Annotated in this window: 22 protein-coding genes; 13 read left to right on the top strand and 9 right to left on the bottom strand. The window is 39.0% G+C overall.

What is annotated here, in order from left to right; translation table 11 throughout:
• Positions 1 to 15: 15 nt before the first annotated feature.
• Entirely contained in the window at positions 16 to 408 is a 393-nt protein-coding gene (locus tag ACQKEV_RS12595) for a hypothetical protein (RefSeq protein ID WP_427446580.1), read from the bottom strand.
• Positions 409 to 581: 173 nt separating this feature from the next.
• Positions 582 to 1,751: a M20 family metallopeptidase gene (locus tag ACQKEV_RS12590; RefSeq protein ID WP_427446579.1), complete on the bottom strand. Its 1,170-nt coding sequence runs from the start codon at positions 1,749 to 1,751 to the stop codon at positions 582 to 584.
• A 291-nt stretch (positions 1,752 to 2,042) separates the two neighbouring features.
• Here ACQKEV_RS12590 and ACQKEV_RS12585 point away from each other — a divergent pair, with 291 nt between their 5' ends.
• The 3 genes from ACQKEV_RS12585 to ACQKEV_RS12575 all read left to right on the top strand — a co-directional run bounded on the left by ACQKEV_RS12585 (position 2,043) and on the right by ACQKEV_RS12575 (position 3,876).
• A complete protein-coding gene (locus tag ACQKEV_RS12585) occupies positions 2,043 to 2,510 on the top strand; it encodes an SRPBCC family protein (RefSeq protein ID WP_427446578.1) in 468 nt (155 codons plus the stop codon).
• Between the two features lie 156 nt (positions 2,511 to 2,666).
• On the top strand, positions 2,667 to 2,900 hold the full coding sequence (locus ACQKEV_RS12580; protein ID WP_424472899.1) for a YuzF family protein: 234 nt from the start codon (positions 2,667 to 2,669) through the stop codon (positions 2,898 to 2,900).
• 82 nt (positions 2,901 to 2,982) lie between these two features.
• Positions 2,983 to 3,876, top strand: a complete 894-nt coding sequence (locus ACQKEV_RS12575; RefSeq protein ID WP_427446576.1) for a manganese catalase family protein — start codon at positions 2,983 to 2,985, stop codon at positions 3,874 to 3,876.
• Between the two features lie 189 nt (positions 3,877 to 4,065).
• Here the strand turns inward: ACQKEV_RS12575 and ACQKEV_RS12570 are convergent, their stop codons facing one another.
• Positions 4,066 to 4,587 carry an antibiotic biosynthesis monooxygenase family protein gene (locus ACQKEV_RS12570; RefSeq protein ID WP_427446575.1) on the bottom strand — a complete coding sequence of 174 codons (522 nt, stop codon included), beginning with the start codon at positions 4,585 to 4,587 and terminating at the stop codon, positions 4,066 to 4,068.
• 322 nt (positions 4,588 to 4,909) lie between these two features.
• On the opposite strand from ACQKEV_RS12570, the gene hemE reads away from it, so the two are divergent.
• From hemE to hemY, 3 genes are all read left to right on the top strand, one after another.
• Positions 4,910 to 5,959: a uroporphyrinogen decarboxylase gene (gene hemE / locus ACQKEV_RS12565; protein ID WP_427446573.1), complete on the top strand. Its 1,050-nt coding sequence runs from the start codon at positions 4,910 to 4,912 to the stop codon at positions 5,957 to 5,959.
• Between the two features lie 73 nt (positions 5,960 to 6,032).
• On the top strand, positions 6,033 to 6,968 hold the full coding sequence (hemH, locus tag ACQKEV_RS12560; protein ID WP_427446571.1) for a ferrochelatase: 936 nt from the start codon (positions 6,033 to 6,035) through the stop codon (positions 6,966 to 6,968).
• Between the two features lie 23 nt (positions 6,969 to 6,991).
• On the top strand, positions 6,992 to 8,404 hold the full coding sequence (gene hemY, locus ACQKEV_RS12555; RefSeq protein ID WP_427446673.1) for a protoporphyrinogen oxidase: 1,413 nt from the start codon (positions 6,992 to 6,994) through the stop codon (positions 8,402 to 8,404).
• Between the two features lie 114 nt (positions 8,405 to 8,518).
• Here hemY and ACQKEV_RS12550 read toward each other — a convergent pair whose 3' ends face one another.
• The 5 genes from ACQKEV_RS12550 to ACQKEV_RS12530 form a co-directional block, all read right to left on the bottom strand.
• A complete protein-coding gene (locus ACQKEV_RS12550) occupies positions 8,519 to 9,475 on the bottom strand; it encodes an NAD-dependent epimerase/dehydratase family protein (protein WP_427457918.1) in 957 nt (318 codons plus the stop codon).
• 56 nt (positions 9,476 to 9,531) lie between these two features.
• Entirely contained in the window at positions 9,532 to 10,446 is a 915-nt protein-coding gene (locus ACQKEV_RS12545; RefSeq protein WP_427446567.1) for an NAD-dependent epimerase/dehydratase family protein, read from the bottom strand.
• 199 nt (positions 10,447 to 10,645) lie between these two features.
• Positions 10,646 to 11,392 (bottom strand): hypothetical protein, encoded by a 747-nt coding sequence (locus tag ACQKEV_RS12540; protein ID WP_427457915.1) that lies wholly within the window; start codon positions 11,390 to 11,392, stop codon positions 10,646 to 10,648.
• Entirely contained in the window at positions 11,393 to 12,619 is a 1,227-nt protein-coding gene (locus ACQKEV_RS12535) for a glycosyltransferase family 4 protein (protein ID WP_427446671.1), read from the bottom strand.
• A gap of 102 nt (positions 12,620 to 12,721) precedes the next feature.
• On the bottom strand, positions 12,722 to 13,084 hold the full coding sequence (locus ACQKEV_RS12530) for a DUF4183 domain-containing protein (protein ID WP_427446563.1): 363 nt from the start codon (positions 13,082 to 13,084) through the stop codon (positions 12,722 to 12,724).
• Between the two features lie 190 nt (positions 13,085 to 13,274).
• Here ACQKEV_RS12530 and ACQKEV_RS12525 point away from each other — a divergent pair, with 190 nt between their 5' ends.
• The 7 genes from ACQKEV_RS12525 (at position 13,275) to ACQKEV_RS12495 (ending at position 19,313) form a co-directional block, all read left to right on the top strand.
• Positions 13,275 to 13,646, top strand: a complete 372-nt coding sequence (locus tag ACQKEV_RS12525) for a DUF4183 domain-containing protein (protein ID WP_427446561.1) — start codon at positions 13,275 to 13,277, stop codon at positions 13,644 to 13,646.
• A gap of 213 nt (positions 13,647 to 13,859) precedes the next feature.
• Positions 13,860 to 14,186, top strand: a complete 327-nt coding sequence (locus ACQKEV_RS12520; protein ID WP_427446559.1) for a hypothetical protein — start codon at positions 13,860 to 13,862, stop codon at positions 14,184 to 14,186.
• A 239-nt stretch (positions 14,187 to 14,425) separates the two neighbouring features.
• A complete protein-coding gene (locus ACQKEV_RS12515; protein ID WP_427446557.1) occupies positions 14,426 to 15,067 on the top strand; it encodes a DUF1796 family putative cysteine peptidase in 642 nt (213 codons plus the stop codon).
• Between the two features lie 36 nt (positions 15,068 to 15,103).
• Positions 15,104 to 16,069, top strand: a complete 966-nt coding sequence (locus ACQKEV_RS12510) for a polysaccharide biosynthesis protein (protein ID WP_427446555.1) — start codon at positions 15,104 to 15,106, stop codon at positions 16,067 to 16,069.
• 130 nt (positions 16,070 to 16,199) lie between these two features.
• Complete coding sequence (locus tag ACQKEV_RS12505) at positions 16,200 to 16,388, top strand: hypothetical protein (protein WP_427446553.1); 189 nt, start codon at positions 16,200 to 16,202, stop codon at positions 16,386 to 16,388.
• Positions 16,389 to 16,490: 102 nt separating this feature from the next.
• Positions 16,491 to 17,060, top strand: coding sequence for a TetR/AcrR family transcriptional regulator (locus ACQKEV_RS12500; protein ID WP_427446551.1), 570 nt, complete (start codon positions 16,491 to 16,493; stop codon positions 17,058 to 17,060).
• Between the two features lie 66 nt (positions 17,061 to 17,126).
• Positions 17,127 to 19,313: a YhgE/Pip family protein gene (locus ACQKEV_RS12495; protein ID WP_427446549.1), complete on the top strand. Its 2,187-nt coding sequence runs from the start codon at positions 17,127 to 17,129 to the stop codon at positions 19,311 to 19,313.
• Between the two features lie 46 nt (positions 19,314 to 19,359).
• Here ACQKEV_RS12495 and yhfH read toward each other — a convergent pair whose 3' ends face one another.
• Positions 19,360 to 19,485, bottom strand: a complete 126-nt coding sequence (gene yhfH / locus ACQKEV_RS12490; RefSeq protein ID WP_016429141.1) for a protein YhfH — start codon at positions 19,483 to 19,485, stop codon at positions 19,360 to 19,362.
• Positions 19,486 to 19,589 lie beyond the last annotated feature (104 nt).

Raw genomic sequence — 19,589 nt, 5'->3', positions numbered from 1 at the left:
TTCTCAAAATGAGGGTCAATCTTTGTCTTCGACCACAGTTACATCAAAAGTTCCGAGACCAATTGAAGTGGAAAGTTGGTTTGTAAGATCTTGTATGTAGTTTTCTGCTTTTCTTCGACTCGTATCGATTCCATGCAGAACGATTGTTAATTTTTTTTTATCCATACTGAAAATCGTGTACGCAATGCTTCCCGTAGGTTTATATCCTTCGTTTTTAAGTGAAGTAATCAATTCTTGCTGGAAGTTCGTCTCAATCATTTTACTGGTGACAGACTCCACTTCTTTCACATCACGCAAATAAAGGTCCTGATCGGATTCTCCGGTCAAAGACGAGAGGATAATAATGACGATAACCAGACTGATAAATAAGAAACCAAGCAGCAGTATTCCGTTGTTTGACCTTCTCATCGCAACCTCCAATTAGACATGGTCTTACAATAATATGCCTAATCCTGGTGAATATGCGATGTTTGGCAGATAAGCGCAATTCAGACGTAAGAAAAAAGCTACTTCGCTGTAGAAGTAGCTTGATGTTGAAAGTATATTAATTGCATTTCACCATTGTTTATGAGGATCATTTATTATTTGTCTTGATAGTCTACTACTGCTGCACCTAAAGTTTTTGCGGCGATTAACATGGCACTTTCATCGAAATCAAATTTTGGATGATGATGAGGGAATACTTCTCCCTTAGGCTGGGCCCCTGTAAAGAAAAATGTACCCGGAACTTTTTCCAAATAGTAACCAAAATCTTCGCCACCCATATGCTGTTCAGTTTCACGCACTTTATTTACACCTGGCACAAGTTCAGCCAGTTCTTTCAGGAAATGAGTTTCTTCAGCGTGGTTAACGACAGCATTGTAACCACGTTCATATAAAAATTCGTAAGTGCAATCATTTGAATGGCATGTTCCTTGAATGACACGTTCCATTTCTTTTTCAACAAGATCACGGACTTCAGGATTGAATGTACGGACGGTTCCGATTAATTTTGCGGAATCCGCTATGACATTGAATGCATTTTCCGCTACAAAAGTGCCCACAGATAAAACGGCCGATTCTACAGGACTTACGCGACGTGAAACAACTTGTTGCAGGTTGGTGACGAGTTGCGCACCGATGACAATGGCATCTTTCGTTTGATGAGGGCTGGCTCCGTGTCCTCCACGACCTTGAATTGTAATTTCAAAACGATCAGCAGCTGCCATTACAGGTCCGACCCTGTATTCAATTGTTCCTGCAGGAGTCAATGACCATAAGTGTGTCCCGAAAATTGCATCAACACCTTCTAGGCAACCCGCTTCAATCATTGGCTGCGCTCCACCAGGCGCATATTCTTCTGCATGTTGGTGAATGAGCACGTATTCACCGGCAAGTTGTTCGCGCATCTGATGCAACGTTTTTCCAAGGACTAATAACGTAGCAGTATGACCATCGTGACCGCAGGCATGCATGACGCCAGGTACTGTCGATTTATAAGATACCTCTTTTTCATCCTGGATAGGCAGTGCATCGAAATCGGCACGTAGGGCAACTGTTTTACCTGGGAAAGCACCTTTTACTCTTGCTACTACGCCATTCCCGCCAACATTTGCTGTAAACTCAATCCCTAAATCCGCATAAAAGTCTTGAATGTATTTTGCTGTATTTGTCTCCTGAAAAGAAACTTCAGGATGCATATGTAAATGTCTGCGTATGACGAGCATTTCCTCAAATGCTGCATCCAGTTTTTCAAATAATTGATTCTTCACAAAAATTCTCCTTTCGAATGTCGAAATAGTTTGAATGTTTGTTATTATATCATTGGGGATACTTCTAAACAATTGCAGTTTCATAAATTCAACAAACAGCAAAAATTCCGTCTTAAGACGGAGAAAACATCCCGCCAGCGAGAGAAATCGTTAAAGCAAGATTCAAATAAATTGTCTATTCTTTAGCCACACTAGGATGTGTCAATTGAAGAAAAGCAGCTGCTGTTTAAACAATAAGTGATAGGAAATTACTCTGATAAGAACTGATTTTCAGAAAAGGAGTGTCTTAGAATGCCGGTTTTCGAGCACATTACTTACATAAAAGCACCGATTGACGTGTGTTTCGATCTTGCCAGAAACGTTGAAGTGCACATGCAATCAACTTCTCAAACGAAAGAAGTGGCTGTTGATGGCGTGATGTCAGGATTGTTGGAAAAGGGTGATTGTGTTACATGGGAAGCCACTCATTTTGGAGTGAGACAGAGGTTAACTGCCAAAGTTACAGAGATGGTCAGACCCGATTTTTTTATTGATGTCCAAGTCAACGGAGCTTTTCAATCGTTTACTCATACACACGAATTTACGGAAATCCATTACGGTACAATGATGAAAGATACCTTTGCTTACGAGGCCCCTTTAGGCATTATTGGAAGAATAGCGGACAAATTGTTTCTAGAAAACTACATGAAGAAATTTATTGTTTCCCGTTCAAATGAATTAAAGATACTAGCAGAAATTCAAATGAGAGAAACTGTTTAAACAAGCATTCTGATGGAGAAATTCATCTCTTTAACTGATTGTTTCATCAAAGCCAACTGGTTCAGATTGCCACATACTAAGGAGAGAAATTACTTAGCACCTTTGCTCAACAGTCTCCATACAATATGGGTATTGATTGAAAGGAGTGTGGCATGAATGAATGATCAACAGCCGTCTGTAGAATTTGTGAGCAATTTTGATCCTTACGTATACCAGACGTTAGCGTCAGTTGTAGGTGGAAGAATTGTTGTCCAATTATCAAATAATAGTGTAGTAAAAGGTGTTCTTAAAGAAGTAATGCCAGATCACGTGGTTGTGGAAACGAATGGTACGCCATTTTACGTCCGAATTCAACAAATTATTTGGGTGTCTCCGGCTTCTCATAAATAGAAAATGAACATATTCACTTCCTGACAGTCATAAACATAATCAGAAAGTGTCGAATTCATAAAATGTGAGAGAAGGAGATTCCATGTTTAAACGTGTAAACAGGCTGGCAATCGAGTTGCCGATACCGGAATATGGGGACGCCAACGCGGCTGCAGCCGTTCAGGAATTATTGGGCGGAAAATTTGGTGAAATGTCGACCTTGAATAACTATATGTATCAGTCTTTCAATTTTCGGCAAAAAACGAAATTCAAACCGTTTTATGATTTGGTAGCAAGTATTACCGCTGAAGAATTTGGTCATGTTGAATTGGTGTCGAACACCATCAATATCTTGCAAAAAGGAACCTCTTTTGCTGGTGATCCGGATTTGACGCCATTGCAGAATGGTAAGAATCAACGCAATACTTATGCCCTCATAGCAACCGCACAGACCTCAATGGCTGGCGATTCTATGGGCAATCCTTGGCGTGGTGACTATGTGTTTTCAAGTGGGAACTTAGTGTTGGACCTATTGCATAACTTCTTCCTTGAGTGTGGAGCAAGAACACATAAGATGCGTGTGTATGAAATGACGAATCATGAAACTGCGCGTGAAATGATAGGTTATTTACTTGTCCGCGGTGGTACGCACGTGCTTGCATATGCGAAAGCCATTGAAATGGCAACAGGAGTCGACATAACGAAAATGCTTCCGATTCCAAATTTGGATAATCGGAAATTTGATCATGCGGTGAAATTTGAAGATCGTGGGTTAGGCAATGTTCTTTTTACATGGAATGATGAAGGGCAGTATAAAGATATTCGTTCCATTTGGAAAGGGGATAATCCATTGAATGGACAGCCACTTGTTGTTCAAGATGGTATTCCTAAAGGTGGGCCGATTCCTGATCTTGATGATTTACCAGAAGAGTTTGCACCAGGTATCGGACCGGATGAATATCAACAAATCGCGAAACGATTACTGGCCAATATGTAGTGCATTCATTGAGCGTATCATGAAGTTAACTTGCTTGTGAAACGTGTTTGAGCGATAAAGTGTTGCATATGTACGATAAATCACCAGTTTGAGCGATAAATCCTTCCAAATGAGCGATAAATATTTCACAAACTTTTTTCAAAGAAAAAAAGCGTCGATTCCCCAGGGAATGGCGCTTTTCGTGTGAGTTTAAAGAGCTCCGTCAGCTTTTTTCGCTGTTTTATATGTCGTTACATATGAAGCGCTCGAGAAAATATTAGGACGTTTATCAATGCCATCCTCTGTACCACGTTTCTCGTGAGCCTTGCTATAAGCTTGTGAATTTTGCCACGCTTCGAATGAACTAGCTCCTGTCCATTCCGTCAAAATAATGTATGTGTCTGAATCTAATGGACGCATCACGCGGATGGCAATAAATCCTGGTTCGTTCTCTATGGCACGAGGACGATTGGTGAAGCGGTGTTCAAAAATTGGACGCCCTTCGTCTGTAACTGGAATATTGTTGAATACGAAGTAGCCTTGCTCACTCAGTTCACCAGAAGAGTCGATGACTTCATATTTTCGAGGAGTTTGGAAAACCGTTTTGCCACTCGTTTCATGTAACAGGACGGCGTTACCTTCACCGTGTAGGACTAGCATCTTTTCTCCCGCATGTTTTTCCTTCAAAGAATCCATGAATTCAGGTGTACCTGATGTTAAGTAAATGTTCATTCAAAATCCCTCCGTATCTATATGTACATTATAATCTTCCCCAGTCAAAAGCGCTCGAAACAACACTTTGTCAAAAGAATGTCTACGAATCAAGGCATTTCTATGACAATTGCATCTGAAATCTATACAATAGTCTAGAGAACGTCTATATTTAGAACGAATATAACGAAAAGCGTAGAGTGACAATCCAGTCCAACGCCGGCGCTGGAAGGTCCGATGGGAAAGCGTGCTTTCACTTGAGGACCTGAAGCTTAGATGTAGGCTGGCACTCGGAGCTAGACATAAAACCAAAAACACTTTGTGAGGGGCAGGCATAAAATTCATGAGACAGATTAATGATACGTTTTTACGCGCAGCGAGAGGCGAGAAAGTAGATTACACTCCAGTATGGTATATGCGTCAAGCAGGACGTTCACAACCTGAATACCGGAAAATTAAAGAAAAGTATTCATTAGAAGAAATTACTCATCAACCAGAACTATGTGCATATGTCACGCGCTTACCGGTTGAAAATTATGATGTGGATGCTGCAATTTTGTATAAAGATATCGTGACACCGCTTCCAGGAATCGGTGTGGATGTGAAAATTAAATCAGGCGTAGGTCCTGTTATTTCAAATCCGATCCGTACAGTACAGGATGTTGAAAAGCTTGGAGAACTTTCACCACAAGATCATATTCCGTTCGTACTTGAAACGATTAAGATTTTGACTGAAGAACAACTGAATGTTCCGTTAATCGGATTCTCTGGAGCTCCTTTCACACTTGCTAGTTACATGATAGAAGGCGGACCATCAAAAAATTACAACAAAACGAAAGCGTTCATGGTATCGGAACCGCAAGCTTGGTTTGCGTTAATGGACAAGCTTGCTGATATGATCATCGTTTATACGAAAGCACAAATTGATGCTGGGGCAAAAGCGATTCAAATTTTCGACTCATGGGTTGGCGCATTGAATATTGAAGATTACCGCATTTTCATTAAACCAGTAATGACCCGTATTTTTACAGCTATTCAAGAGCAAGGTGTACCTGTAACAACATTCGGTGTTGGAGCAAGCCATTTGGCAAAAGAATGGCATGACCTACCAGTGGATGTAGTTGGTTTGGACTGGCGTTTATCTATCAAGGAAGCGCGTGCAATGGGCTTAACAAAAACGCTTCAAGGCAACTTGGATCCATCCCTATTATTAGCTGATTGGTCAGTTATTGAAGAACGTGCAAAAGAAATCATCGACCAAGGAATCGCTCATCCTTCACATATTTTCAACTTAGGTCACGGCGTATTCCCTGAAGTAAATCCAGATACGTTGAAACGTTTAACATCATTTGTCCATGAATACAGTCGTGCACAGATGAAAGCACATTCATAAGGTTCACTTATTCGCGAGTTGAAATGGAACATGGCAAAATGAAGAATGTAAATTAATGAATGAGGTGATCAAGTTGACTAAAAAAACAATGGGACTGCTTGTGATGGCTTACGGCACGCCCTATAAAGAAGAAGACTTAGAGCGTTATTATACACACATCCGTCATGGTCGTCCGCCAAGCCCAGAAGCTCTTACCGATTTAAGAGATCGCTATCGTGCAATCGGTGGAATTTCACCTTTGGCAAAAATTACAGACGACCAAGCGACTGCACTACGGGATCGTTTGAATGCTGTTCAAGACGAAATTGAATTCAAATTATACATTGGGTTAAAACATATTGAACCGTTTGTTGAAGATGCCGTGGAGCAAATGCATAAGGATGGAATCACAGAAGCGGTTTCCATTGTACTTGCACCTCATTTCTCAACATTCTCGATTAAGTCGTATAACGGACGTGTACAAGAAACTGCTGAAAAATTGGGCGGTCTACAGATCACTTCTGTAGAAAGTTGGTACGATGAACCAAAATTCATTCAGTATTGGTCTGAAAAGGTTTCCGAAACTTTCAATTCAATGTCGGCAGAACAACGTGAAAAAGCTTGTTTAATCGTTTCTGCACACTCATTGCCTGAGAAAATCATCGCAAATGGCGATCCATATCCAGATCAATTAAAAGAAACGGCCAAATTAATCGCGCAATCAGCTGGTATAGAAAACTACGAAGTCGGTTGGCAAAGTGCTGGTCAAACGCCAGAACCTTGGATTGGACCAGACGTTCAAGACCTTACTCATGAATTGCACGAACAAAAAGGCTATTCTACATTTGTCTATACGCCAGTAGGGTTTGTCGCAGATCATTTAGAAGTGTTATTCGACAATGATTATGAGTGTAAAGTGGTGACTGATGAAATCGGTGCCAATTACTACAGACCTGAAATGCCTAACACACAACCATTATTTATTGATGCCATGTCCGATGTTGTATTGAAACATTTAGATAAAAAATAAGGAAACTGAAATCGAAAGTGATGATGACTGTGTCTCAAGGAAAACGTAAAGTAGCGATCATTGGTGGAGGAATTACTGGGTTAGCAGCTGCTTTTTACTTGCAGAAGGAAGCGAAAGAAAAAGGGTATCCCCTTGAAGTAGTTTTGATAGAAGCTTCCCATCGTCTTGGAGGAAAAATCCAGACAGTTCGCAAAGATGGATTTGTCATCGAACGGGGACCTGACTCGTTTTTGGCCCGTAAGAAAAGTTTTGGTATTCTTGCCGAGGATCTTGGCATTAGTGATCAACTTGTCAGCAATGCAACTGGACAGGCATATATACTCGTCAATGATGGTCTGCATCCGATTCCGGGAGGGTCTGTTATGGGCATTCCTACGCAAATATCGCCTTTCATTACCTCGGGATTGTTCTCATGGAGCGGGAAATTCCGCGCAGCTGGAGATTTTGTTTTACCCAAGTCGGCAGTTAATGAAGACCAGTCGGTTGGACAATTTTTACGCAGACGTTTCGGCGGTGAAGTGGTTGAAAATCTAATTGAACCTTTATTATCAGGTATCTATTCAGGGGATATTGATAAAATGAGTCTTCAGGCAACTTTTCCCCAGTTTTATAAGCTGGAACAGGAACATCGCAGCCTGATAATCGGTTCAAAAAAAACGACCCCCAAACAGCCTGTTGTAAAATCCAAAGAGGGCATTTTCCGTACATTCAGGAATGGGTTGGAAACGATTGTAGAAGCAATTGAGTCTCAGCTCGAACCTGGTTCTGTTATGAAGGGTGTACGTGTTGAACGTTTCGAACGAGTCGGGGATCAAGTGAATCTGTTCCTGAACAACGAATCAGAAATGCTTCTCGATCAATTAATTGTAGCAACACCTCATCTCGCAGCTTTGCCATTATTTGAAGAACATGGATTAATGACTGATTTCGAGGAGATGCCTGCCACCTCGGTTGCGACTGTTGCACTGGCTTTTAAAGAAGAAGCAGTCAAACAAGATAAAGAAGGCACGGGCTTCTTAGTATCCAGGAATAGTGATTATTCAATAACTGCTTGTACGTGGACTCATCGTAAGTGGCCAACAACTACGCCTGATGGTCATGTATTGCTTCGCGGATTTGTAGGTCGTGCAGGAGATGAGTCGGCAGTAGAATTATCCGATAGCGAACTTGAGAAAATCGTTCTTGCTGATTTACGCAAAACGATAAAAATTGATCAAGAACCTCTATTTTCAGTAGTCACTCGATGGAAAAATGCATCTCCTCAATATGTAGTAGGGCATAAAGAACGCGTGGCGAAAGCGAAAAAAGAAATTAAAGAGCAATTCCCAATGATTAAGCTGGCCGGAAGTTCTTATGAAGGTCTTGGACTACCCGATTGTGTGGATCAAGGGAAAGCCGCTGTCAGTGAAGTATTGGAAGATTTGTTTGTTAAATAATTTATCATGGGAAACTGTTTAATAAGTCTCTCATAAAAAGCAGGTGGAGAAAACGAATCGTCGTTTTTCTCCACCTGCTTTTATTTATCAGTCCATTGTGAGCTAATTTCACGATTAGAACCCACTTTCAAGATCGCGATAGTACAATAGAATGTCTTTGATAGATTCTTCAAAAGTAATTTGAGGTTTCCAACCAAGTTTTTTCATTAAAGTTGGTTTAAGGGGATCAACCACTTCAATGTGATTATTCAATGTCCGAAGTCCAAATTCAACACTAGAATAAAGACGGAGTGCATCAGTCAAGTCTTTTAAATACATAAATTTCCCTGAGGAGATAATATATTCTATTCCGGAAATGCCTTTTTCAAATAATATGTCGTATGCAACGACAGCATCCCTTACATCCAGAAAATCACGTCTTACATGTAAGTTGCTTATGTTTAGATTTTTCTCAGCATTATTGAATTCCATATCAATAACCTTTTTCGCTAATATTGAACAAACACCAGTCGAAACACCCGGACCGATAAGATTGGATGGTTTGGCCAGTATCACATTCATTCCATAAAGCCTCTCCCAAGATTGGGAAATTAAAGCTTGAAGTGTTTTCGTTAAGCTGTAGGGGTGATGAAGCGAGGATAGGTCATTAGGATTGAATTGTAGAGTTGATCCCACAACAATTATTTTACAAGGCACATCCTCAATTCGTAACGCTTCTAATAAATATGCAGTTGACAATACATTTGCCTCAAGTGAACCAAGTGGATCTTTCCAAGACTTTTCCACATGATTCTGCCCAGCCAAATGAAGAAGAAAGTCTGGTTTAGTCCTTTGTATGAGCGAAATAACAGCCTGTTTATCTGTAAGCTCGCAATGTTCGTAGCTTATTAAACGATCAGAGATTTGATCAGTTGCTTTTCTGGTAACAGCAATTACATGATAGTTTGCATCCATAAAGTATTTACACGCGTGTCTTCCTGTAAATCCATTTGCACCGGTAATTAAGATTTTTGGATTTTTTGGAGTTTCAGAATTCAAATGGAGATGGTTTTTTTCCTCCTTATTAGGCATCAGATGCTCCTCTCCATTTCAAAAGAGAGTTAGAAGAGCAACGAATTGCAAAATAGTCAATGCGATTGATAATAATCATACGTATCAATCATTCCATCTTGTATATTCACCAGGGGTTGCCACCCTAGTATTTGTTGTGCTTTTTTATTGCATAGACAACTATGCTTAATATCCCCTTCTCTAGAAGCCGTATGAATTGTTTGAATACTGTGACCATTTATTTCTGCTAGTAGCTTTAATAATTCATTTATGGAGTATTTTTTTGAGGTGCTTACTTGAATTGTTTCTTGTGAACCTCCATTTAATGCGGCGAGATTCGCAGCAACAATATCCGAGACATAAATAAAATCCCTCGTTTGTTCACCATCGCCATGTACGCTTAAAGATTTACCTTCTCTCATTCGATTTAAGAAGACAGCAATCACACCACCTTCACCTTTGGGTAGTTGCCTAGGTCCAAAAACATTTGCATATCGAAGAATTGTAAAAGGAAGTCTATAAAGCTCGTAAAAAAGCCTTATGTAGCCTTCGGCAGTCAACTTGGATAAACCGTAATAGGAAGCTGGATTCGTTGCTTCATCTTCAGTAAGAAGATCTCTGCTTAAGTTCCCATATACTGCAGATGTAGAAGCGAAAATGAACTTCTTTACTTTGGAGTCTCGACAGGCCTCCAAAATATTGATTGTCCCTTTTATATTAATATCTGCATCATATTGGGGATCTTGAACCGACTTACCGACATCCGCTTGCGCTGCTAAATGAAATACAGCATCAGGTTTAATACCCAAAATAATATTCTTTGCTTCTGCACTGCAAATGTCTACTATATGCAGCTCTGCTTTCTTGTTTACATTCTCCAACTGTCCAGATACAAGATTATCCAAAATATGAACCTCTGCACCAGACAAAATAAGAGCATCAACCAAATGGGAGCCGATAAATCCCGCTCCTCCTGTGACAACAAATTTCATTTGACATACATCCTTTTGTTTTCCATATTATATGTCGGCAGGTAATTGAGAGATTAGGCATCCATATCATTCCATATAAAACACACTTATTGGTTGATAGACCATTAGAAAGCGGGTTTAGGTTGCATAGAAGTCTCATCCATATTAACAACAAAAAAACTTGCTTCGAGGCAAGTTTTTTCGGGATTTTGTCTTTTGTTCAACGATGATTTGAATCTTTAGTGTGGCCAAAGAAAGAGAAGTTGGGGATTGAATAATTTTTTGGTAAAGAATTGATAATTTTCTCTTGGATTTCTACATCTGTTAGTTCCTGGTTCAATCTTTCTCTTGGCATCATTGGATGGAATGTGTTGTGTTCGACGGCATTAAAGATGGTGTCTGCGTTCGGATCAGGCAAGGAATATCCTCTAGGTAGCCTGCTAGTTATGGGTTCCCAAACTCTATTATCCACAAAGATATTCGGATCAGTGGTAGATAATCTTGAAAATAGTTGGTCATAAAAGGTGCCTCTCATCGGTTTCGTGATATTTTCAAACGATGGGTGTGGTAAAACATATTCAGACGGTAAGGAATGTGAAATACGGTTCCAAATAGAAGGGTCGACAAATAGCTCGGGAAATGAGCTTGGTTTGGCAAACAACGAATCAAAGTTGTCAGAACGCATAGAATGCAATCGTTTTATACTTTCTTCATGGGGGAGTTTAAAACTAGTAGGAACGGAAGAGTGGATTCGGTTCCAAATTTGTTCCAATACCTGTACATCATCTATTGAATAGGAATCTTCAAACATGGATTGGTATTTTTCAGCGTTTACATAAGTCGGATTCTCGGGTTCTTCTGGCTTAACTTTTGATATGACATACATCAATATTGAATTCCAAAGTGTCTTTCCTTTTGAAAGCCAGGACAGAAGAAGGTATTTAAAGTAGTCAATTATTCGAGTCATTTAAATCCCATTCTCTCTGTTTGCGATGACTTCGTTATAAACTTTCAATAGATTTTTAACACCTTGTTCATTGGACCAATGTGTCATTCCCCATTTTTTTGCATTTACTCCGAGATTTTTTCGCAAACAGTCATCTTTCAAAAGAGCTTCTAACTGTTCGGCAAGAATATCTGAATTACCAGGAGGCGTCAATATTCCCGTAACCTTATGTTTAACCATTTCTGGGAGCCCGCCTACTTCACTGACAACGCAAGCCTTACCGGCAATCTGCGCTTCAATTAAAGATAAAGGCTGGTTTTCAAGCAGGGTCGGAAGGACATAAATATCGGAAAGCGAAAGCAAATATGGTACGTCATCTCGCTTACCAAAGAATAGGACATCATCGCCTAATTCCAATACTTTACTTTGTATACGTAACTCAGGAAGCTGGTCACCTGAACCAATAATCCAGCAGACCCAGTCCTGTCGAGTTTTTTTCAGTTTACTTAATGCTTCTAACAAATGATGGACACCTTTAAGCTCTGTCAATCTACCTGAAAAGATAATGACCTTTTTATCTTTGGGTTTAATAATGGGGGATTTCTTTTTCATTTTCTTGACGAAATTCTCTGTATCAAAACCATAATGAAGAACTTTTACTTGTTCGTTTGGTACTTCAAATTCACTAGTTAAAATATCTTTCAACCAATTGTTAGCGACAATGGTAATGTCAGCGGATGAAGCACCGATTTTCTCTAATTCATCATAATATGCCCTCGCAATATATGAATTGGCTGATTTGTGGATAGTAGTCAACTGATGACGGATTTCATGAGCTACAGAACCGTGAAGGGTGGCGATTAATGGAGTGGTGGGTGGTTTTACGCGGTGCATGCAGGTAGTGGAGAGAACGTCTTGGGTATGGATGATATCGTATTTTTCTAAACCTAGATAGGCTGCGCCAAGTTCGAAAACATAACGTTGGAACTCCGTATACTCCACAAGTTTATTGGCATAGATCGCCGGATAGTTGTTTGGATTCATTTTTGCTTTCAATAAGGGAAGTATTTTTTCCCTTTCTATTTTACGATGATTGTTCACCATATGGATATCCGTATTCGCTTCATCGTATCCCATCAGATCTACTTCATGTCCCATTTGTTCAAGCTTCTTTTTAAGTTGTTCCATGTAATTCCAGACTCCACCTAAATGTGGAATTGGCCAATACGTCGCAAGCAATATTTTCAAATCTTTCATCCTCCTGAATAAGTCGCATAGATAAAGTGTATTTCTGAAAAATAAAATGGTGTAGGCAACTGGCTGCACGTGTTAGACAAGAAGAGAAAGGATTCAATAGTATGCAATCATCTGAAGTATAATCGGTGTACCTTCAATAGGAATATCATCTGTTAATAGGCGCAATTTTCCTTCTTCTATTTCATAATTCACTTTGGGTTGCAGAACCCCGTTAATAAATAAGTTTATATAGGATACCATCGATGGACTCCATATTTTTTGTCGTCCATATTCCTTTAATCCATCCTCCTCTTTGAAAACGCGTTTACTCCCATCAGAAATAGTGAAAAATTCATTGGTGATTACTTTTTTTGGGCTTTTAAAGAACAATGGTTGACTGTATGGTGCTTTTGCATTTTTAGGTGATTTTGGAAAATAAGCAGTGGTTTTAAATGGAACAAACGGTTGATTGTTCATTCTACCCCCCCTGTTTCAATTGAATTGAAAGCATGAAAATAATAGGATTTTAAACTAATGTATACGATTTTGGATGAATGTGTGTATGAGGGGGTATATTTTCCTATTTTGAAAAATCAACTTGTCCTGTACTAACTCGTTGTTTCAGACAGACATATGTTGTTTAGTGAAAGATAAAGGAGGAAAAATATTGTCATTAAAAATTATTAAGCTTGCTGAGACGCCAAATCAAAAAATATCAATCCTTCCAACCGTTACACGATTATTTCATGTAGTACCTGAAGTGATCAGTGAAAATAGTACGCACAAAATCGATGCTTCCCAATTTTGGGACGATGGCGGGGAAGTGGTACAAGAACTTCCAACGCTAAATTTGAATAATAGCTATTTCAATGTGTATATAAATGGTGCGCTCCAAATGGACGATAACTTTGCATACACTGCGGGGGAAGAGGGAATAGGGTCTTTACTGCTTTCAGTCCCAGAAGGATCTGAAATACTCAAAGGAAGTCCAATCATAGTAGAAGTGATCAATTTCAACCCTGTAATTACATCTAATTAATTCGATAAAAATTTCTTAGGTAGACCAGAAGCCACAGCCCAATTGGGTCTGATACTTCTGGTCTTTTTTTGGTTTTCTAATGCTCGATTTTCACCGAGTTTTTTTCCTCTATAAAAAATATTGATAAAATATCAAATCCTATTAAAGACGCCTATATCAATCTATGTTAATAGAATAGATTGGTATATCTGATAATTGAGAGGGGGGAAATATATGGCTGAGAAAACATTTGTAAACAATAGTATGGCAACGTTAATCATCACAATTTTCATTCGCCAAGGAGCTGATCCCGTCAATCAAGATGGATCAGAATCATTTACTCTTAACCCACAAGAATCATTACTCGTAGAATATGGGGATGAAACAAATGAATTCCTAAATGGATTTGTATTGTTTACGATTTTTGAAGGGGATCTTTATAGCAAAGTGCAGTTTACAACAGCAGTTGGCACAGAGTTAGATGACTTACTCAATACGAATAATATTATCACTTTTACAAAAGTAGGAACGGATTACGTAGTGAGCGGAAGTAACGCATAAAGAAAAGGGGGATCATAAGTGAGATCCCCGTTTTTCTAACTAAAATACTAAGCAAAGACTTTAAATATTTTTGCTATATAAGTAATTTATCTCTGTCGAATTCCAAGTAAATGCATTTGATATTAAGCAAGTAATAAATAAGATAGAATTCCTCCTTCTAAAAAAAGAATTTTACTAGAATGATTGAAGGAACTAGACAAATTAATTGGTTGCAACTTGTAATTATTGGAGGTGAAAAAATGAATATTGACGATATTAAAGGGAACTATGATGCGATCTTTAGTTTGGGAGATCTTTGTTTAACGTCCATTCAACTGAAAAAGCACAAACTGAGACCTTATTCTGGTGTGTTAGATTGGGTGGGGAGTCCAAAATTATCGAAGGTGAACCAACTTCTGAAGAATCGTTTCATTGCATTCCTGGAATTTGAAAATTTAAGGGTGCTGGGCTATGCAGATAAGTGTATATGTGTTTCTGACGATGGCTATCAAATAGTATCCAACCATGATTTTCATGTTACGAATAATACTTTGGAAAGCTTGGATGGATATGCTGATGTGATGGTGAAATATAACCGGAGAATCAGAAGATTTTTGGCGGAAATGAACAATGCGAAGAAAATTTTATTTGTTCGCACAGAAGGTACATTTGAAGATGTAGTGGAATTGCAAAATGTCCTTCAAAAATTGGTCAAACACGATTTCAATATACTCCTAATTAATCATACAGACGTGAGTGGGATCGTAGAAAAAAATTGGCCATTAGAAAAAGTTTGTGCACTTGAGTTCCCTAATGTGGATAAGTGGGAAGGCAACCATGCACTTTGGTCGCATGTGTTAGAAGGAATAAAATTAAATCAAAATAAGCCTGAAGAGGCATAAAGGAAAAATGTTTAAATCAAACAGGAGGAAAATTAATTGTACACTAATTCAACGATACTAGTGACGGGAGGGACAGGCTCATGGGGCATGGAATTAATCAGACAACTATTGAGATACAATCCTAGGAAAATCATTGTTTTTTCAAGAAATGAGAATAGCCAAGTATTAATGAGGAGAGAATTCGAGGATTCGAGATTAAACTTTTGCATAGGGGATATTAGAGATAGGGAGGCTCTATCAACCGCATGCAAGAGTACAGATATCGTATTTCATCTAGCTGCATTGAAGCATGTTCCAATATGTGAAGACCATCCATTGGAATCAATTAAAACAAATATTATCGGAACCCAAAATGTAATCGAGGCTTCAATCGAAAACAATGTAAGGAAAGTAATTTATGTTTCAACTGATAAAGCTGCAGACCCAGTCAATTCATATGGGATGACAAAGGCACTTGGAGAGAAGTTGATCATACACGCAAATCAGAAGGATTCAGCAACGAAGTTCATCTGTGTTAGAGGAGGGAATGTCCTAGGGAGCAGTGGAAGTGTTATCCCACTATTCAAACAACAAATTAAAGAAAAAAATCACGTACTCATCACGGACAAGAAAATGACCCGCTACTTCGTTACACCGCAAAGTGCAATTGAGACTCTTTTAAAAGCATCTGAATTAGGAAATGGTGGAGAAATTTATGTCATGCACATGGATGCTTGCAAAATTCTTGATTTGGCGGAAGTGCTAATTGAGCGCTACGGAAATGAAGACACAAAAATTATAGAAGTCGGAGCCAGGCCTGGGGAGAAAATTCATGAAGTATTGATTGGGAAGAATGAGGAAGAAATTGCAAAGGTGTATGACAAAGACTTAATCATTATTTCCCCAACTATCTCAAAGAAACTTAGTGGGCAACTGCCTTCTATACTCACCGATACCACTAGAAAATTACTCAATAAGACAGAAGTGAAAGACCTATTAACAATAGGTGGTTTTTTAGATTAAAAAGACATTAATAGACTTAGTTTTTCAAGAAAATATAGTAGGAATTAAAGAGCTTGTTTTCTCAGGCTCTTTTTTGTCGTTTAGTGTATAGTAAATTCAACAGAAATTGTACGAGAAGGTGGGAAAAACGATGTATACCATCATGAAATTTATGATTTTCATCATTTTAATTTATGGATTTGATTTTCTGTTGAAGATCATGATCTTTTATCCAATTGGAGCTGACGGCATTATGAGTCTGTTCATTCGCTCCATCATCGCAACTGTTTTAGCAATTATATCTTCTTATTATATTTTAAGATTTATAGAAAATTTATGATTTTTTGAAGAGCAGCTTGTAAAATCCAAAGAATTAGTATAAGATGATGACTAAATGACCGATTTGGTTTTTTGGTCATTTTTATTGAATGAGGTGAATATATTGGATCGAAGACACGAAATTTTAGATGCAGCAACTAAATCATTTTCTTTATTTGGTTATAAAGCGACGACAATGGATCAAGTAGCGAAGCTGGCAAACGTCGGAAAAGGGACGATCTATACGTTTTTTTCAAATAAAGAAGAACTGTTTCACGAAATCGTGTTTACGATGATTAATGAAATGAAAGCAGAGAAAGATGCCATCATTTCTAATCATTGCTCTTTTCAGCAAAATGCACATCTCGTTCTGATGAAAATGCTGGAATTCAGAGAAAGACATGCTTTACTTTCAAAGTTGATAGCTGAAGAAAAAGAGATGCAAACGCCAATCGTCCAAGCTGTTCTTGTGAAAGTCGAGCAAGAAATTGTCCGCTATATTGCAGAACATATCGAGCGAGCGATTTCCAATAAGGAAATAAGAGATGTAGATGTCGAATTGGTAGCCTATCTAATTTTTAAAGCATATATGGCTTTTGCTGTGGATTGGCAAATTACGCATGAACAAGCACTGCCAGAAGAGAAAATCGTAGGTGTGTTTCGCGATACAATATTTCGAAGTCTCATTACTTGAGACTCTTTTTTTGGAACGAAATGACTGAATGAACATTTCGGTCAATAAGTATTAGGAGGAGATTAGATGATCAAACAAGAATTTTTAAACATTGTTAAGAATCGTAAACTACTTATCCCGATTCTTGCTGTTTTATTTATTCCAGTATTATATGCGGGCATGTTTTTATGGGCGTTTTGGGATCCTTATGAACAATTAAATGAGCTTCCTGTAGCGATTGTAAATGAAGACGCTGGAGCTGAACTTGATGGGGAACACATAACGGTTGGGAAGGATGTCACGGAGAAACTGGTAGATAGTCAACAATTTCATTTTGTGGAAGTTTCAAAAAAACAGGGTGAAGAAGCTCTAAAAAATCAAGACTATTACATGGTGATTGAGATTCCTTCGAATTTTTCTCAACATGCAACAACACTCCTTGATGAGCAACCTGAAAAATTAATGATTGAATACAAACCGAACGAAGGGTTTAATTTCTTATCAGCACAAATAGGTGATACAGCAGTTGAACGTATTCGTGCAGAAGTAAATAAACAAGTCGTAGCGAGCTATTCCGAAAAGCTTTTTGCATCCATTACCAAAATGGGTACTGGTTACGGAGAGGCAGCCGACGGAGCTGAGAAATTATCGGATGGAGCAGATAAGCTTTCTTCCGGAGCGACGGATTTGCAAGGATATCTGGAACAATTGGCAAGTGGATCAGTACAACTCGCTGATGGGTCAACAGAACTTGCTTCAGGAACAGAAAAAGCTTCAAACGGCGCAACAGAATTGGAGACAGGGCTTGGAAAACTTTCTGAAGGAGCTAGTCAGTTACAACAAGGTGCTGGCAAAGCAGCAGATGGAGCGGGTCAATTGCAAAACGGCGTTGCTTCTTATACGCAAGGTGTTGCAAAAGTATCAACTGGACTAAAGAAGGCTAATGAAAATGAACAGCACCTTGTAGAAGCGATGAGACAACTTCAACAAGGTGCAACCATGACGAATCAATCAGTTGGTAAATTGGCAGGAGGGTCTACTCAAGTTACCGCTGGTTTGGAGTCTTTATCGGATCAAATGGCTCCGATTCTCTCATCGCTCCCTGCAGAGCAACAAACTGCTTTGAAAGCGGCACTCGAACAACTTAAACAAGGAAGTTCACAGGTTTCTCAAGGTTTAGGGGAGTTACAAGGTGGAACCGAACAGCTAAGCGGCGGCATGAGTCAAGCTGCATCTGGCGCAGAGAATTTAGCCGCAGGTCATCAAGAACTTGCGAAAGGATTGTCTACCTTAACTCAATCCTCAGAGGCTTTGAATACAGGGGCTACATCTATAGCAACCGGAACTGACACCATTTCGACTAAGTTGGGGGATTTGAAAAATGGTCTCACAAGTGCCTCGACTGGCAGTAAAGAATTATCAAGCGGGTTGCAACAACTCGTTCAAGGTTCAAACAAGTTAACTTCAGGTACATCCCAACTTGCGTCAAAATCTGGAGAACTTGCAGCTGGATCCACGCAGCTCGTTGATGGGACAGTGAAACTAGCAGAAGGAACGTCTACTTTACAGGGGAAATTAGCAGCAGCTTCAGCTGAAGCAAGTGAAGTTGATGCTAACGACGATACAATTGATATGGCTTCTTCTCCTGTAGGTGTATCGAAATCAGCTGTCAATCATGTTCCGAACTATGGAACAGGGTTTGCACCGTACTTCTTGTCACTTGGATTATTTGTTGGGGCATTATTAATTTCAATTGTTTTCCCACTAGTACAAACAGCGATCACACCAACTAGTGGTTTTGCATGGGCAACGAGTAAGATGACCGTTCTCGGAATCGTCGGTGTTGTTCAAGCATTGATTGCTGTGGCCATTTTATTATTCGGATTAGGACTGGAACCAGTCAATCTCGGGTGGTTTATTGCGACGGCCATTATGACAAGTTTCACTTACTTAGCCATCGTTCAATTGCTCGTTTCGGTTCTTGGTGACAGCGGAAGATTTGTCGCAATCATTATTTTGATTTTACAATTGACGACAAGTGCTGGAACCTTCCCACTTGAATTAATTCCAAAACCATTGCAAATATTTAACCAATGGTTGCCGATGACCTATTCTGTACAAGGCTTTAAAGCAGCGATTTCATCAACAGACGTTGCTTTTATTCAGTGGAATATCGGAATATTGTTGGCATTCTTTATGGTAGCCATTGCCTGCACAATGACTTATTTTGTCATTATGTTTAAGCGACGATATTCAAAAGTCCAGGCAGCATAAAAAAACAGCCGTTCAGGAAGGAAATCCTGAACGGCTATTTTGTTAATTAAATAGTATTACATTTATCGCATGTATTGCCGTAGCACTCATGCTGTTCTTCAATTTTTTCTCCACATTGGGCACATTGTTTAGGGGGAAGGTTCTTGAAAAACTCCACTACATTTTCGATCATATCGATGACCTCCTTTTCTTCTCTGTACTAGTACTGTTATTATTTATAGTATTGTATTATAACAGTCAATCGAATGTCAACACAAACGGCGGATATTCCTATAT

The sequence above is a fragment of the Paenisporosarcina sp. NPDC076907 genome (assembly GCF_050269735.1).
GTDB lineage: Bacteria > Bacillota > Bacilli > Bacillales_A > Planococcaceae > Paenisporosarcina.
Note: the sequence above shows the minus strand (reverse complement) of the source record. Positions and strands in the feature narration are given on the sequence as shown.

What these genes read in the sequence shown, in the direction of transcription:
- ACQKEV_RS12575 (WP_427446576.1), top strand. Translation starts at nt 2,983, where the DNA reads ATGTTTAAACGTGTAAACAGGCTGGCAATCGAGTTGCCGATACCGGAA.
- ACQKEV_RS12540 (WP_427457915.1), bottom strand. Translation starts at nt 11,392, where the DNA reads ATGACTCGAATAATTGACTACTTTAAATACCTTCTTCTGTCCTGGCTT.
- hemY (WP_427446673.1), top strand. Translation starts at nt 6,992, where the DNA reads ATGACTGTGTCTCAAGGAAAACGTAAAGTAGCGATCATTGGTGGAGGA.
- ACQKEV_RS12515 (WP_427446557.1), top strand. Translation starts at nt 14,426, where the DNA reads ATGAATATTGACGATATTAAAGGGAACTATGATGCGATCTTTAGTTTG.
- hemE (WP_427446573.1), top strand. Translation starts at nt 4,910, where the DNA reads ATGAGACAGATTAATGATACGTTTTTACGCGCAGCGAGAGGCGAGAAA.
- ACQKEV_RS12505 (WP_427446553.1), top strand. Translation starts at nt 16,200, where the DNA reads ATGTATACCATCATGAAATTTATGATTTTCATCATTTTAATTTATGGA.
- ACQKEV_RS12545 (WP_427446567.1), bottom strand. Translation starts at nt 10,446, where the DNA reads ATGAAATTTGTTGTCACAGGAGGAGCGGGATTTATCGGCTCCCATTTG.
- yhfH (WP_016429141.1), bottom strand. Translation starts at nt 19,485, where the DNA reads ATGATCGAAAATGTAGTGGAGTTTTTCAAGAACCTTCCCCCTAAACAA.
- ACQKEV_RS12530 (WP_427446563.1), bottom strand. Translation starts at nt 13,084, where the DNA reads ATGAACAATCAACCGTTTGTTCCATTTAAAACCACTGCTTATTTTCCA.
- ACQKEV_RS12595 (WP_427446580.1), bottom strand. Translation starts at nt 408, where the DNA reads ATGAGAAGGTCAAACAACGGAATACTGCTGCTTGGTTTCTTATTTATC.
- ACQKEV_RS12580 (WP_424472899.1), top strand. Translation starts at nt 2,667, where the DNA reads ATGAATGATCAACAGCCGTCTGTAGAATTTGTGAGCAATTTTGATCCT.
- ACQKEV_RS12495 (WP_427446549.1), top strand. Translation starts at nt 17,127, where the DNA reads ATGATCAAACAAGAATTTTTAAACATTGTTAAGAATCGTAAACTACTT.
- ACQKEV_RS12570 (WP_427446575.1), bottom strand. Translation starts at nt 4,587, where the DNA reads ATGAACATTTACTTAACATCAGGTACACCTGAATTCATGGATTCTTTG.
- ACQKEV_RS12520 (WP_427446559.1), top strand. Translation starts at nt 13,860, where the DNA reads ATGGCTGAGAAAACATTTGTAAACAATAGTATGGCAACGTTAATCATC.
- ACQKEV_RS12550 (WP_427457918.1), bottom strand. Translation starts at nt 9,475, where the DNA reads ATGCCTAATAAGGAGGAAAAAAACCATCTCCATTTGAATTCTGAAACT.
- ACQKEV_RS12585 (WP_427446578.1), top strand. Translation starts at nt 2,043, where the DNA reads ATGCCGGTTTTCGAGCACATTACTTACATAAAAGCACCGATTGACGTG.